Annotated in this window: 13 protein-coding genes; 6 read left to right on the top strand and 7 right to left on the bottom strand. The window is 46.6% G+C overall.

Features of this window, described 5'->3' with window-relative positions:
• Positions 1-63: 63 nt before the first annotated feature.
• Positions 64-2,502, bottom strand: a complete 2,439-nt coding sequence (locus gpAD87_RS15945) for a glycosyl hydrolase family 95 catalytic domain-containing protein (protein WP_064639173.1) — start codon at positions 2,500-2,502, stop codon at positions 64-66.
• Between the two features lie 210 nt (positions 2,503-2,712).
• On the opposite strand from gpAD87_RS15945, the gene gpAD87_RS15940 reads away from it, so the two are divergent.
• Both gpAD87_RS15940 and gpAD87_RS15935 read left to right on the top strand, forming a co-directional pair.
• Positions 2,713-3,609, top strand: coding sequence for an AraC family transcriptional regulator (locus tag gpAD87_RS15940; protein ID WP_064639172.1), 897 nt, complete (start codon positions 2,713-2,715; stop codon positions 3,607-3,609).
• A gap of 76 nt (positions 3,610-3,685) precedes the next feature.
• On the top strand, positions 3,686-4,630 hold the full coding sequence (locus gpAD87_RS15935) for a divergent polysaccharide deacetylase family protein (protein ID WP_231952588.1): 945 nt from the start codon (positions 3,686-3,688) through the stop codon (positions 4,628-4,630).
• Here the strand turns inward: gpAD87_RS15935 and gpAD87_RS15930 are convergent.
• Entirely contained in the window at positions 4,605-5,378 is a 774-nt protein-coding gene (locus gpAD87_RS15930; protein WP_064639171.1) for an N-acetylmuramoyl-L-alanine amidase family protein, read from the bottom strand. The two genes, gpAD87_RS15935 and gpAD87_RS15930, sit on opposite strands and share 26 nt — an antisense overlap.
• 193 nt (positions 5,379-5,571) lie before the next feature.
• Here gpAD87_RS15930 and gpAD87_RS15925 point away from each other — a divergent pair, with 193 nt between their 5' ends.
• Positions 5,572-5,796, top strand: coding sequence for a YqzE family protein (locus tag gpAD87_RS15925; protein ID WP_064639170.1), 225 nt, complete (start codon positions 5,572-5,574; stop codon positions 5,794-5,796).
• A 95-nt stretch (positions 5,797-5,891) separates the two neighbouring features.
• On the opposite strand, the gene gpAD87_RS15920 is transcribed toward gpAD87_RS15925, so the two are convergent.
• The 3 genes from gpAD87_RS15920 to gpAD87_RS15910 all read right to left on the bottom strand — a co-directional run bounded on the left by gpAD87_RS15920 (position 5,892) and on the right by gpAD87_RS15910 (position 10,105).
• Positions 5,892-6,968 carry a hypothetical protein gene (locus tag gpAD87_RS15920; RefSeq protein WP_064639169.1) on the bottom strand — a complete coding sequence of 359 codons (1,077 nt, stop codon included), beginning with the start codon at positions 6,966-6,968 and terminating at the stop codon, positions 5,892-5,894.
• Positions 6,969-7,124: 156 nt separating this feature from the next.
• On the bottom strand, positions 7,125-8,342 hold the full coding sequence (locus gpAD87_RS15915; protein ID WP_064639168.1) for a YqhG family protein: 1,218 nt from the start codon (positions 8,340-8,342) through the stop codon (positions 7,125-7,127).
• 2 nt (positions 8,343-8,344) lie between these two features.
• Positions 8,345-10,105: a DEAD/DEAH box helicase gene (locus tag gpAD87_RS15910; RefSeq protein WP_064639167.1), complete on the bottom strand. Its 1,761-nt coding sequence runs from the start codon at positions 10,103-10,105 to the stop codon at positions 8,345-8,347.
• Positions 10,106-10,337: 232 nt separating this feature from the next.
• On the opposite strand from gpAD87_RS15910, the gene gpAD87_RS15905 reads away from it, so the two are divergent.
• A complete protein-coding gene (locus tag gpAD87_RS15905) occupies positions 10,338-10,988 on the top strand; it encodes an HAD family hydrolase (RefSeq protein WP_064639166.1) in 651 nt (216 codons plus the stop codon).
• A gap of 60 nt (positions 10,989-11,048) precedes the next feature.
• On the opposite strand, the gene msrA is transcribed toward gpAD87_RS15905, so the two are convergent.
• Together msrA and gpAD87_RS15895 are read right to left on the bottom strand one after the other, a co-directional pair.
• Positions 11,049-11,564: a peptide-methionine (S)-S-oxide reductase MsrA gene (msrA, locus tag gpAD87_RS15900; RefSeq protein ID WP_024629294.1), complete on the bottom strand. Its 516-nt coding sequence runs from the start codon at positions 11,562-11,564 to the stop codon at positions 11,049-11,051.
• 51 nt (positions 11,565-11,615) lie between these two features.
• Positions 11,616-12,251, bottom strand: a complete 636-nt coding sequence (locus gpAD87_RS15895) for a Crp/Fnr family transcriptional regulator (RefSeq protein ID WP_331710886.1) — start codon at positions 12,249-12,251, stop codon at positions 11,616-11,618.
• A 133-nt stretch (positions 12,252-12,384) separates the two neighbouring features.
• Between gpAD87_RS15895 and gpAD87_RS15890 the strand changes: the two genes are divergently transcribed.
• Both gpAD87_RS15890 and gpAD87_RS15885 read left to right on the top strand, forming a co-directional pair.
• Positions 12,385-13,191: an HAD hydrolase family protein gene (locus gpAD87_RS15890; RefSeq protein ID WP_064639164.1), complete on the top strand. Its 807-nt coding sequence runs from the start codon at positions 12,385-12,387 to the stop codon at positions 13,189-13,191.
• A gap of 140 nt (positions 13,192-13,331) precedes the next feature.
• Complete coding sequence (locus tag gpAD87_RS15885) at positions 13,332-13,892, top strand: flavin reductase family protein (RefSeq protein ID WP_064639163.1); 561 nt, start codon at positions 13,332-13,334, stop codon at positions 13,890-13,892.
• The last annotated feature ends 42 nt before the right edge of the window (positions 13,893-13,934 follow it).

Below are 13,934 nucleotides of genomic sequence, written 5' to 3'. Positions count from 1 at the left end.
CTAAGAAGCGTCCCGGGATGGTCAGGGACGCTTCTTATTTATGGTCACATTCTACAAGATACGCTAAAACGTCGCTTTAACAATGGAGATGATATCTCCTGCTACGGTTGAGATCTTGCCAACCTGACCAGAAAACATATATTGTTCACCAGAAGAAACTGTGCACAATGCCCCTTCTGCCCATGGGATATAGAAGGTTAGGGAAGTACCAGTTTCGCTCTCAATCTCGATCCAATCCGTCTCCCCATCCACAAAAGCCGCGCTGACAAGGAAGCCTCCCACAGCACGGAGAGTATGGAACTCTGCTTTTTGTCCATTCGGCCAGTTGGGAAAGAAGCGCAGGGTGCCATTATAACTTTGAAGAAGGCATTCATTGATAACGGCAGGCAGGGAGAAATTTTCGAACCAGATGCCCATGCGTGACATGAAATCGAAGTTCTCCGTGTCAGCATAGCGACCACCGCTCATCAGGACCCGATCTGTACAAGTACCGTTTGGTAGCAGACAATACTGGATTTGACGCTTGAAGCGTTCCAGATCCAACACGCCAAGCCGGGCTCCGGCAAGATGAAAGAATACCAGTTCATTCCCGCCTTCGTTGCGGTGGTTAAGGTAGGAGTTTACTGCGGTCTGATATTCCTCCTCTGACGAATGAAGCCCGTGATCTTCACCTGGAAATACAGTCGTAATAGGAATCGGGACGTTATACACCACGTCAGGATCTTCCCCCTCCACCGACACAAAGACTGGACCGTTGCGGGATTCGGCTGTGGGATAAGAAGGGAACTGGTTTAAAATCTCCTCTACATTCTCTAGCAGTTCCTGCTCCGATTTTATCCTTTCAAGAACACCGCAGGCCTGGGTGAACGCATTGAACAGAAATCGTGTCAGAGTCAGGTCGATCAGGCAGTCTTTGTTTTTGGCAAAGCCGGGTGAAATCTCATATAGCTCCGGCACCACCGTCGGAAAAATGTGATAATTACCATCTCCCCAGCGTTCACCCTGTGCTTCCGGACGATTCATGTAATCGACCATGAACAGCACGGCTTCCTTCATGGGTTGAAATGCACGATCACGCAGGAACGTCTCGTCCATGGAATATCGATAGTGCCACCATAGACTTTGTACGGTCCAAGGCGTCTCACAGATTTCCCATCCCCAGTGCGGGACAGGGTAGGGCATCATGGACATCTCAACAGGATAGGCTGAGTGGGGGAAATAAGCTCCGCTTAGTCCGTAATAATCACGTGCCCATGCTCGGCTGATGGGAAGTACATGATCAACCATATCCACGTAGGGCAGATGTTTGTCGAGATGATTGCTGGAGAATGCGAGCCAAAATGGCTGCTGTGTGTTGTAATTCATGTGGTAATCCCCATGCCAGTCTGCACCGATGGTACGGTAGCTCCAGTTGGCGAATAGGCCTGGACAGGTAACGCCCTCTCTCACGGCACAATTAAAAAAGTAAAGATTGTGGTACCAGATACGCTCCAGAAATTCATCTTCCAGAGAGACGGAGGAGCGGCTCCAATAATCACGCCACATTACATTCGATTCTTCCTTAGCTTGACTAAAGGAAGACAGTTTTGGCGGGTCGGCCTCAATATTGAGTTCACTGTAAAGGCCTTCCCAGAGCTCTGCACAGGCCAAAAAGCCGAGTTCAGGTTCTCCCAGAGGACAGCCGTTGGATGCGAGCGTCTGATGATGCAAAGCATGTTCCTTCAATGCTGTTAATCCAGACGAGCGAACAGCGAGCCGGAAAGCTCTATCTTTTTCATGTGTGATATAGGGCGTAGCGGGATGCTCCACATGAGGCAAAATTTGCGTAAATGACTTTATACCCGTAATTTCACTGGTTACGATTGCTGCTTGAGGAAATTCAGGCGGTGTTTCGGGATCAGGAATGAGCTTGATCTCCTCGAATAAGGGAACCAGAGCACCCGTCGCGGCATCGCTTACTTTCATCCAGACCCGGTCGTGCGCTCCTTCCACAAAGAGTTCGAATACAGCAGGTTTGCCATCGATCAGGAAATCAATCGTGCAAAGGCCGTTGGCAATATCCATGGTATGGCCGATGACTTCGTCCTTTCGCCGATCATACCGCAGCAGTAGTGACCCGCAGGGCATGGGCTTGGGATATGCCTTACTGTAATTTTGCCCGGCCATCTCACAATACTGTTTGTACCACGGATGATCCGTTAATTGCGGCAAATCTGCTGGCAGAGCAGCAAATCTTTCATATACCTCTTGGAAAGTCATGAGCTCTTCACGGTGTTCTTCGGCGAGACGAATATCCCATACATTGTTGTGTCCAAAATGGAGCATCACAGCGTCAGGACGGGTTGTTACGACAATACCCAGTCCTCCATTGCCCAGTAGTGCGCCTTCAAAAAAATCCGGAGCAGGACCAGTGAAGGAAATGGGATGCTGCTTGGCACGTTCGTAGCCTTTGTTCTTGTTTAATTCGTATCTTCTTTTCGGTTGCTTATTATTCTTCTGCACAAGTCGTCCTCCTCATGAAGTCATGCGATGTACAGTTATTACTGTATCTGAACAGCAGTTTGCTGTATTTAGCAAGACGTCCATGATTTGCACGATCGTCAGATCAATTGGTGCTCTGCTGATATGTACCTCTAGTCCCCAATTGTACCTTTCGATGATGGAGATGAAAGGTTAACATCGAGAAAAACGGAGTCGGAAAGGAAACTTCCAATGAATTTTGCTTCCTTGCATCCCTATGTATATTTGGCGACCCGATACCCTTTTGCGAAGGGACAGTCGAGTTCTACACGAATTTGTTATACCAGTTCCATTTACTTGATCAGCGAAGGGTATGGGGTATTAAGTACAAATGGTCTGAGCAGCAGGCTCGGTCCTGGTTCGCTGGTCTATATTCCAGCAGGGCAATTACATGAATGGGTGGCTGATTCGGATAACCCTATGGTTCACCTGTGTTGTTACTTTGATTGGCATTATGTGGAGCGAAAAGCCGTATTTGATACGGCCTGTCCGATCTGTTATCCGCCGCAGGTGTTGCAACAAGCTTTTGTTGGCCCAGCCTTTCCATATGAACTTAGGGAGATTTCAAAGGTGGAGTCGCTGCGAATCTGGCAGGATCTGTTCCAAGACTTTTATAAAAGTGGTTCATACACCAATGAGCAGACTTTTATGCGAAGCTTGACGATTCAGCGTCATTTTCAAACGTTTATCGACTACTTTCTGAACTGCTGCATGGAGAAGGGCCATGTAATCCCCGATCGCCGGATAGCCCATATGCTTAAAATTTTGGAGCAGGACTTACTTTACGGAGCACCCAAGCCGCTGGATATCTATTACAAAAGCCTCAATATGAGCCGTGGTCATTTTTTCGAGCTGTTCAGGAAATCTACCGGATACTCACCCATCCAGTATATGAATCACTTTCGTATTGGACGGGCGAAGTACGATTTGCTTCACACGACATTAAATATCACTCAAATTGCTGGAAAATATCACTTTAGCTCGGTTCATTACTTCTCCCGCCTTTTTCATCAACTAACTGGTCAGGCTCCTCGCCAATATCGCTTACATCATTCCAACACAGCGACCTTCAACGCTCCATTGGAATGAACAGGCTTTTTTTGTCTACATATTCCCCCTTCATTGTTCAAATAATGATGGGACAGAACAAAGGAGGGAACGATGGATGAATAAGGCCGGACGAAAAGGGTGGTCCTGCACCTGGAAATTTAAAATGTCAGTGGTACTCACAGGTACGATATTCATGGTTTATGGTTTTGGCTTTTCTGCCAGCAGTGCGGAATCACAAGTTCGTTCAGAGCAGCCAGAGCAAATGTTAACGGAGCAAACCTTAATACAAATACCTGGTTCAACTTCAGGTCAGATATCACCAACTCCGGCAGGCAAATCGCAGCGTAAACGAATGGCGATCATCATTGATGATGCGGGGAATGACATGAAAGGTACTTCTGAAATTTTGGCGACCCCGGTTAAGTTAACGTTGGCCGTGATGCCATTCCTGCCAACGACGAAGAAAGATGCGATTGCCGCACATGAAAAAGGAATGGATGTGATTGTTCACATGCCAATGGAGCCCAAAAAGGGAAGACCGGAATGGCTTGGCCCAGGTGCGATCACATCCAACCTGACGGATGAGGAAGTGCGTGAGCGAGTCGAGAAAGCCATTGATGAAGTTCCTTATGCCGTCGGCATGAACAACCATATGGGTTCCAAAATTACGTCTGATAAACGGATCATGTCCATTGTATTGGATGTATGTCAAGAGCGCGGGCTATTTTTTGTGGACAGTCGTACCAATTTTCGCTCTGTGGTAGGGGAATTGGCCATCACCAAAAACATGCCACCCGTCGGCAACGATATTTTTCTAGATGACCACAATTCCAAACAACAAATACGCAAGCAAATGGATTTGGCGGCCCAACGTGCTCTCGACAAAGATGTGTGTGTAGTGATCGGTCACGTTGGTCATACCGGATTAAATACCTCTGCTGTCGTCCATGAATCCGTATCTCGGCTCAAAGGTCAGATTGAGTTCGTCGGTATTAGCGATCTGGTCCGAGATGTGTGGCATTGGCAAGCTGAGCCTAAACTGCCGACAGATAATAAATAATGCCATTAGCAATGGACTGTGCAATCCGTTTCTGTTCGCCCGGGTCGCTGATCATTGCGCGATCGAGTGCATTGCTCAGAAATCCGGTTTCAACAATTACAGCGGGTTGCTTCACATGATTTAACAGGTAAAAGGGCTTACCCCATACCACATCGCGCTCCGTCTCGTACAATTGATTAAGCTGATTCTGAATGGAGCTTGCGAGCATGTAGCTTCGTCCTTCGTTCTGATGTAAAACAACCGGGCCTCGTGCAGCTGATCTTGGACTCCAGTTGGCATGGATGCTGACGACGAGGTCGGTGCTGACCTCTTCGCTAAGGCTTTTGCGTTGAGCCAAATCCCTGCGATGGCGTGAGCGACTGTTTAACCAGCGATTCTCGTCACTAAGCGCATAATCGCCGAGTCGGTTGATGATGACTGCATAACCCTTGCTGCGAAGCAGAAGATACACCTTTTGGCTAATGGCTAGGTTGATGTCTTTTTCCAGTACGCCATGGTCTGTTGTTCCACCGTCAATGCCGCCGTGACCAACGTCCAGAAGGATGACAGGTGCTGCAAACGCATGATGAGTGGAGTGATAGGCATCCCCATCGGTTACCGGCAACATGGATGGGCTTATGGGTGATTGTTGTGAATGCAATGTAGGCAGGTCGGTCAGGGCGAATGTTGCCGCGCTGGCATGGGAAGTCAGAGGGATGGAACTGATGCTGATTAGCAATGCCATCGATGCGGCCAGCAGCTTATACATGAGAATACACGCTCCTTCTTGAAATAGGCATCTTATGCCATAAAGTGAGTGGATGGATACCTTTGGCATTAGACTGTGCATTCTTCTGTTTTTCATACTCTTGCAGCAAAAAAAATGTTTATTGATGATCCCTTCTGCACACAATAGAGATAACATAAGCCCCGGCTTTGCCGGAGCTAAGGAGGCAGAGGTTATGGCCAAAAGTGATGAGCTGGTGAAATACATTACGGAGCGAGTCGTTCATTATATCGACACTCCGAAGGATGAGCGTAAAGGACGCACCAAAGCCAAAGAGCCGTGGACAATGAAGTGGTTTGGAATGATTCCTTTTGCTGTATCTCTATGGGTTGGAAAAAAGGAAAAAGCAATGAATTCACAGGGGAAAATGCAGAAACGAAGCTCTTCAGGTAAAGGGTGAATCAAGAACCAACATAGGTAGTAGCTTCTTCCAAAGAAAAAGACGCATTCCTATGAAGAACCAGAGGAAGGCGTCTTATTTGTTGTATAGATAGGTCAAGGTTTCACAGCATAGAAATGCCCGTCCCGCAGCAAAGTGTGAAGAGGTACAAATCGTCTTACCGAAGTATTCCCGCCAATAGCTACATATTGTTTTTGAACGGTTCCACGGTCGTCACGCCAGATTTGATAACCACTGACAGGCAAAGCCCCGCCATACAAGACATTTTTCTCATCTGCAGAGAAAATGATCTTCTTATGCTCTTTCCATTGCTGATTCAATGTCTTTACGCCATTGATCGAAAGTGCTTTTGACGTGATCCATAAGAGATTGTCCGCGGGATCAAAGAGAGGTTGAAGATCCATGGAGTCAACGGACAACGAGGAGACTTGAGGCGAATCTTCGGGCGTCATCACGACAGCTTGTACAGATATTGACCTTATGAACTTCATTCGACTCGTAGCCTGCCGTGAGTCCGTATCCAGTGCATCCAAAATACCCGTTGGTAAGGTGTCGCCGTTGGTTGCGTCAATATAGATTGCATCATCGTTAGGTCTCTCCACTTTCCAATAAGCGAGCAGGGGAGGCGCATAACGTAATTGAAGCCCTCCTCCGTCATTAATCATCTTCTTCAAGTCCAGTTGCTGTCGATCCAGAGCTTGATCCAACAAGGAAATGTTGTACGGTCGTTGTTCTCCCTGACCGTACTCGGTAAGTTGAAATTGTCCTTGGTCATTAGCGGAAATGATCATATAACCAACGGGTGACTCTCCAACATTAGCGTATACCAACCAGCTGCGTGTGCCTGGACCGAGGGGATAAAAGTCCAATTGAGCATGATTCCAATGGTTCCCCTCATGTTCAGTACTTAGAATGATGGCTTGCTCGCGAGCAAATTGTTGTACTGCATCAGGAGCCAGTGTGTCGGAATGAAGTTCCGCCGTACTTGTGGCCAATGTAGTGGGTAGTACGGACCTAGTTGCATTTTGGATTCCAGCACCTTCAGCTTGCAGTAAGGGGAGCAGGGTGATTATACATAGAAAACACATTACAATGCCGGTTATACGGCGAATCACGTTCCATCCCTTGTGGAAGGGTCGTTTCATGCTAACACCTACTTTTCTGGGGTACATATCCTGACAAAACGGACTCCATTTTCGCTACGTGATCGTTTCTAATTCCATTTTAGAGGACAGGTTATGCAAAGGTTGCTGCAACCTGTCGGGCTGCCACTCATGAATAAACACTACTTTTGCCGTCATTTGCGGGAAAAGTAGTGTCTTCGTCGTCTATCTCAAATGAAACATGCCGCTGCTAATTGCGGTCACCTTCACTTTGGGCTCGTATTGCCAGATCATTTCGGTACGCCGTGTTTCATATTGCAGCTTCATAGCTTCCCGGTCCAGGACCGCTTGGCGGGCTTTCTCCTGTTCCGGGTCCGTTTCTGGTTCTGCCTGAACAGCAGCTTCAGCAGCGAGTTCGACATCTGCTCCAATCATCACGCTAGTTGGTTCGACGGGCTGTAGATGTGCTTTCTGGATACGAGTAGGGCCGGAGCGAGAAGTCTGAATCTGGGGAGATGGCCCGGTCCCTGCATGTTCCTGATCCGTTGAACTACCGTCTGTGCTGGAGGCAGAGGTTGTATCAACGTCGACTTCAGGGGTGTCCTCTCTAAGAACTGCTTCATAGTACGTATCCACAACAGCAAGCTCCAGATCAAGCCGTTCTTTGGCTTTCTCTGCCCAGCTATAGTCGAGTTCCAGCAAGCGATTTGTCAAATGCGATTCCAGAGCTGCCCCGGCATCGGCTAGCGATACTTTGGCGGTCTGTACGTGCATGTTCTCCGCCAGCCTTGGGCTAAGGTCACGCCTGTTCAGTTTCGAGCCAAACTTCTCGACAATTTCCCCTGTTCTGAGGGAGATGCCGATAAAATGAAGTTCCTCTTTTTTCAGATCACAGGCGAATTCCACTTTAAAACACACACCAAGCCATGGCTCATATACTGCTGGCGCGGTAGCTCGCAATTGCCTTTTTGCAGCCTGTTCGAACAGGTTCACGAATGCGCCGCCTTCACGCGCTGCATTGAAGATCTGTTGCAACCTGCGACTGCCATATACAACATCTTCTTTCAAAATCCGTCCGGGTCCCAGCTGAGGCAGAGAAGGGACAATACCGAAGTATCGACCTAGAATAGTCTCTTTGGGAGCCTCGGGGGTACCGGCACCTGGTGAGGTTGGAGGAGCTAACTGTGCAGCTTTTGCTTCTTCAGCTTCCAACGCTTGCTGATGGGCATCCGGATCAAAGACGAATGTAAAGGACATCGTCTCCGCAGGTGCGCCGGTTCGCTCCACAAATCCCCAATAATACGGACGGTTGGTTAATGCCTTGTCGGCTTCAGGTGAAAGTTTTACCGTAACATGGGCAGGAGAACGCTCCATAATCTGACAATCAAGTGTTTCCAGGTAAGTGAGCACATATGCCTGCACTTCATGGGGTGACATGGTCATGATCAGAGGCCTCCTTTACGAATATCAAGCCCGGATATGGCTGGTGCCTCATCTGCGACTTCGCGCTGAATGGAGTTCAACGATTGTCCAAGCGAGTCCATTTTACGGCGGATATCCTCTTCGTTTTGTGATTCAAGCATGATTTTGTACAAGCTTTTTTCGATCGATTCCTTCTTCTCCAGCCGCTCCAGAATGACATCCAATCCACCAATAACCATCTCGAACATATTGATCTTCTCATGAAGCAGATTCAGAATATGCTCCTCGATTGTGCCTGTCGTCGAAAGGTTGTAGATGTTCACATCATTCTGCTGTCCCAATCGGTGAACGCGACCGATCCGCTGCTCGACACGCATGGGATTCCAGGGCAGGTCAAAGTTGATCATGTGATGGCAAAATTGTAGATTGATACCCTCACCGCCCGCCTCGGTTGCAATCATCGCTTGTACGCGACCACGGAAGAGGTCCATCATCCAGTCTTTTTTACCACGGTTCATGCCGCCCCGGTAGGGAACAGCGGTTAGGCCGTTGTTGCGAAAATAATTGAGCAAATACTCCTGCGTGGCACGGTATTCGGTGAAAATAATAACCTTCTCATTCATGTCACGAACGAGTTCCATCGTTTTTTCGGCTTTCGTATTTTCCTTGATCGCTTTAATATGGGCAACGAGCTCCCAAATCTTATCCCGCAGTGGGGAGTCCAGTGGAAGCTTCTTCGACAGATTGACCAACGTCACAAACACGGCATCCCGGCTGCTGCATACTTCTCGCTGCAACGTCACCAGGGAAAGCATGCTGCTCAGATTGCCGCCGGCTTCCTGGTACTGATCCTTCACAAAGGAAGTCACCCCATCGTAAAGGGCTTGTTCTTCAGGCGAAAGCTGCAAATTCACATTGGACACGTTCCGTTTGGTAAATTGAACAGGTCCTTCACCGCGACGGTTACGGATCATGACTTTGGACAACTCATCCTTGAGCTGCTCCTGATTTTTCGGAATACGTTTGTCGACGACAAAGTTGGCTGCAAAATCACCCTGACGGCCAAGCTGTCCTGGCTTGAGCAGATTAATGAGGTTGAACAGCTCGCTCATGTCATTCTGTACCGGTGTGGCGGTAAGCAGCAGGCAGTACTTTTTTCGCAATTTCAGCATGAATTGATAGTTCGTCGTTTTTTTATTTTTGAGCTTATGAGCCTCGTCAATAATAATCATGTCGTAATCCGTATTCAGCAGCATATCTTTATGGGGGTCACGCTTTGCTGTATCCATAGAGGCAACCACGATTTCATTTTGCCAGGAATAGGCTTTTTTCTGTGCAATCGCAGGGATGCCAAATTTGGAATTCAGCTCCCGAACCCATTGCAGTACAAGGGACGCAGGCACGAGAATGAGCACTTTGGATACAAGTCCACGGACCATATATTCTTTCAAAATCAGGCCAGCTTCAATCGTTTTGCCAAGTCCAACCTCATCGGCGAGAATGGCACGGCCTGACATTTCAAACAGTACTCTGCGTGCAGTATCCATCTGGTGTGGAAGAGGAGTGAGTCCCTGTAAATGCTTCAGACATTGGATTTCATCAAAGTTGGGAATCAGATTCGTCTCTTCAGCTTGAATGCCAAGTTGAAAGAGTCTGTAATCGCCCCAAGGGCCGCCTTTATCGAGTCTGGACTCCAGTTGGGTGATCCAGCTGCGATCGAATTCAAGCGGAACGGGTAGTTCTGCTGCAGGTTGATTAATTTGATGCGGGTTTTTCCGGTTCATGGTGCTTCCTCCCCTGCCATTCGTGATGACGGTTTATTCGTAGGTAATAGTATGGACGAATGAGAGGCAGTTCATAACCAACCTTGGAATAAGGGGTGATTTCAATCAGAAAGTTTGGAAGGGTTGTAAAATGATAGGTATTCACGTATGTTGATGAATAGTCACTTTACTTAAGTAGAGTGACTATTATATCTCAAACTATATCCTGAATATGAAGGAGGAGAATCTGTTTATGCTTTCATTGATTTTTGATATGGATGGTACGCTATTTCAGACAGATCGAATATTGGAAACTTCTCTGCATGACACTTTTAATCATCTGAGATCAAAGGGATTGTGGGAGCAGAATACGCCAATAGAAAAGTATCGTGAGATTATGGGAGTTCCTCTGCCCGTCGTCTGGGAGAATTTATTGCCCGGATACTCGGACCAGATTAGACAACAAGCAAATGAATGGTTTCATGAGAAGTTGATTGCGAATATCGACGCAGGCCATGGTGCCCTGTACCCGTACGTAGAAGAGTTCTTTCACTACTGCAAAGAGAAGAGTATACCGATATACATAGCGAGTAATGGACAAATCGAATACTTGAATGCCATCGTAAACTATTATCATCTGGATAAGTGGGTAACGGAAACATTCAGCATACAGCAGATTTCATCACAAAATAAGTCTGATCTAGTACGCTCCATCGTGGAGAAATATAAGATCACTCATGGGATGGTTATCGGGGATCGATTGTCTGACATTAAGGCTGCGAAGGATAATGATTTAATTTCCATTGGATGTAATTTTGACTTTGCTCAAGCCGATGAAATAGCTCAGGCGGATCGGGTTATTGATAGCATTGAGGAGTTGAAGACTTTTATCGGTGTACTGTAAAATGGATGCAACAAAAAAGCGGCCCATGTGGCCGCTTTATTAATTAATTATTTAAAGAGATTAACTCCAATATTTCTTGATAATTTCATCGCGTCCGGAATAAATTCGGGATTCTTTATAATATTTCGGATCTTTGCGATGGAAATTTTGATGATATTCTTCTGCCGGATAAAATACGGAGGCTTCCTCAATGGCAGTAACGACAGGTTTATCGAATCGGCCTGTTTTGCCGAGTTCCTCTCGTGATTTCAGGGCCAATTGGCGTTGCTCTTCATTGTGATACAGGATGGCAGCCCGATATTGGCTTTTGCGATCATTACCCTGACCCGTGGCATCTGTGGGATCGATCTGCGGCCAGTACAGCTCAAGCAATTTCTCATATGGGAAAATGGCTGGATCAAACGAGATTTGCACAACTTCCAAATGCCCCGTTTCCCCGGTCAATACTTGCTCATATGTAGGGTTTTCTACGGTTCCACCCATGTATCCGGATATAATCCCGTGAATGCCGGGCTGCTCTTCAAAGGGACTTACCATACACCAGAAACATCCCCCGGCAAACGTTGCTTTTTCAATCACTGCTATTCCCCATTTCTCAGTTGTGTTTAATCAAGATTACTATGAATACTAGTCATAACGCAATCCATTTGATAGTTCATCCACCCGCTCCCAATCCAGCACAACAAAACCTTTTCTTTTTTTGCACAGGATTTCCAGATCGGACAGTTTCTGAATAAGGCGATTTAAGTGTCGGGGCGTTGTACCGATCACGGATGCTATTTCTGGAATGTGAGGCGTGCTAATTTCCTTGCCGAACTCTTTGGGTAGACGAGTGGACATCAAATAGATGGCAAACCGTTCTTCAACGGAGGAAAGTGAGTTGATACGGGATGCCGCTGTACATGTCTGCAATTTATAGGACAGATGTTTAAGTAATTCATTCAAAAAACGATAATCCTGCATTAAGTTTTGTTCAACGGTTTGTATGTTTATAAACAGGAATTTGGAGGGCTGTACAGCTTGAACCTGTGATTGTACAACCACCTTCTGAATCAATTCAATATCACCAAAGATGGATAAGGGGTGGCAGAAACGCAGCAAAAGAGACTTGCCAGTCTCAACACTTGAGGAGACTCTGGTCAGACCTTCCACCTGGAAATAAAGCCCTTCTAGCTCATCGCCTTCCGTGAGAACATATTCATCTGAATCATACTCCCGAAGCTGAATGGGAAGCGAAGCAGCGTCAGCAAAGATTTGTTCCAAATTAAAAAGGGTCATATAAGATTGTATTTTTTCATATTCCCGGTACATTTTCATTTTTTTCACCTCGAATGGACATCGGTCCTTTTCATTATATATGAACTTGATATGATTAGAAAAACGAGGGGGAATGATGATGAAGTTTGTGTTTGATCTCGATGGAACGATCTGTTTTCAGGGAAAACCGTTAACCAGAGAAATGGTTCAGGCATTGGACTTTCTTGTGGAGAAAGGTCATGAACTTATTTTTGCCTCTGCACGACCGATCCGCGATCTATTGCCTATACTGCCCGTCCATATGCAACAATTCCCGCTGGTAGGGGGGAATGGAGGTTTTGTGTATCGTAGTGGTCTTGAGATTTCCACAGTTTATTTGGAAGCATCCATTGCTCACCATATACTGGCGTTATTGAAGCAGCATGAAGCAGAGTATCTCATTGATTGTCAATGGGATTACTGTTATTCAGGCAACCCGGAACATCCCATTCGAAGAAATCTGGACCCTGAGTGCAGAGCGAAGAACGTGCTGCTGGAGGAATTAACCGAGATTGTGAAGATAGTGGTCTTAAGCAGCCGCAATCACCAGGAGATGCTGGAGGCATTGCACAACCTTCCTGTGGTGACCTACATGCATGGAACAGAGCATATCATTGATATTAGTCCTGAGGGTGTAAATAAATGGACAGGTTTGCAAGCACTTGGGGTCTCTCCCCATGATTTCATTGCTTTTGGAAATGATGCGAATGATATTCCCATGTTTGAGTATGCCAGTCGTTCCATTTGTGTTGGGCAACATGAGAAACTTGCTCAGATTGCGAGTGAAAGGGTGGCGAATCAGGAGAAGGATGTCATCGACAAAATCATTGAAATTACAGATAGATTAGAAAAAGAGAGTGGTGTATTTGGCGAGGCAATGGCAAAGGTCGAAGACGTTGCGACATGAAGATAACTATCGGGTATTAGCATTAGAGACCGGCATGAAGGAAGTAATTCTTTTTCATCCTTTACTTATATTGTATAATAATGGATGAGAAAACGGCCTGTTACAGCTTTGGGGCCAATTGAAAACGAAGAGGTGATCAGGTGCGGAAACCGATAGATGAACCTATGTTTTATTCGTATCCCGGCATGGTGGCGGTAGTAACATCCCGTCATAAGGGAATGCAGAATGTGATGGCCTCAGGCTGGCATACTTATATTGGATCGTCTCCCGGAATTTACGGGATATCGCTGAGGAAGGAAACGTACTCTTATGAATTGATTGATCAGAGTGGAGTATTCGGGATACACTTTCTTCCGGGTCATCATTCGGAGTGGATTCAGGCTGCGGGAACCTTCAGTGGAAGAGACACAGACAAATTCTCGAAATTCGGGATTACATACGAAGAAGGAATCAAAGTGAATGTACCCATTCTGACCGAAGCTTATTTTGCTTACGAGTGCAAGGTTATCGATATCACAACGTATGGGGATCATGAATGGATTGCAGGTGAAGTGTTACAGCGGTATCAAGACCCGGAATACTTCTTGGAAAATGGAATGGTTAATCTGGACAAATTGCAGATTCCAATGTACGTAGGACGATCCTCTTATCGGATTCTTGATGGGAGTGCGGAGGAGAAGGTTCATCCGTTTTACCTCTAGGGTCCTAGGCACCAAGATGCAATTATGAGCAAAACTTTCAAT

The sequence above is a fragment of the Paenibacillus sp. AD87 genome, assembly GCF_001659845.1.
GTDB lineage: Bacteria > Bacillota > Bacilli > Paenibacillales > Paenibacillaceae > Paenibacillus > Paenibacillus marchantiae.
This window is presented reverse-complemented; position numbering and strand designations above follow the sequence as displayed.

Coding starts and splice junctions, on each gene's coding strand:
- gpAD87_RS15905 (WP_064639166.1), top strand. CDS start 10,338: ATGCTTTCATTGATTTTTGATATGGATGGTACGCTATTTCAGACAGAT.
- gpAD87_RS15925 (WP_064639170.1), top strand. CDS start 5,572: ATGGCCAAAAGTGATGAGCTGGTGAAATACATTACGGAGCGAGTCGTT.
- gpAD87_RS15920 (WP_064639169.1), bottom strand. CDS start 6,968: ATGTACCCCAGAAAAGTAGGTGTTAGCATGAAACGACCCTTCCACAAG.
- gpAD87_RS15935 (WP_231952588.1), top strand. CDS start 3,686: ATGAATAAGGCCGGACGAAAAGGGTGGTCCTGCACCTGGAAATTTAAA.
- gpAD87_RS15940 (WP_064639172.1), top strand. CDS start 2,713: ATGAATTTTGCTTCCTTGCATCCCTATGTATATTTGGCGACCCGATAC.
- gpAD87_RS15910 (WP_064639167.1), bottom strand. CDS start 10,105: ATGAACCGGAAAAACCCGCATCAAATTAATCAACCTGCAGCAGAACTA.
- gpAD87_RS15915 (WP_064639168.1), bottom strand. CDS start 8,342: ATGACCATGTCACCCCATGAAGTGCAGGCATATGTGCTCACTTACCTG.
- gpAD87_RS15890 (WP_064639164.1), top strand. CDS start 12,385: ATGAAGTTTGTGTTTGATCTCGATGGAACGATCTGTTTTCAGGGAAAA.
- gpAD87_RS15930 (WP_064639171.1), bottom strand. CDS start 5,378: ATGTATAAGCTGCTGGCCGCATCGATGGCATTGCTAATCAGCATCAGT.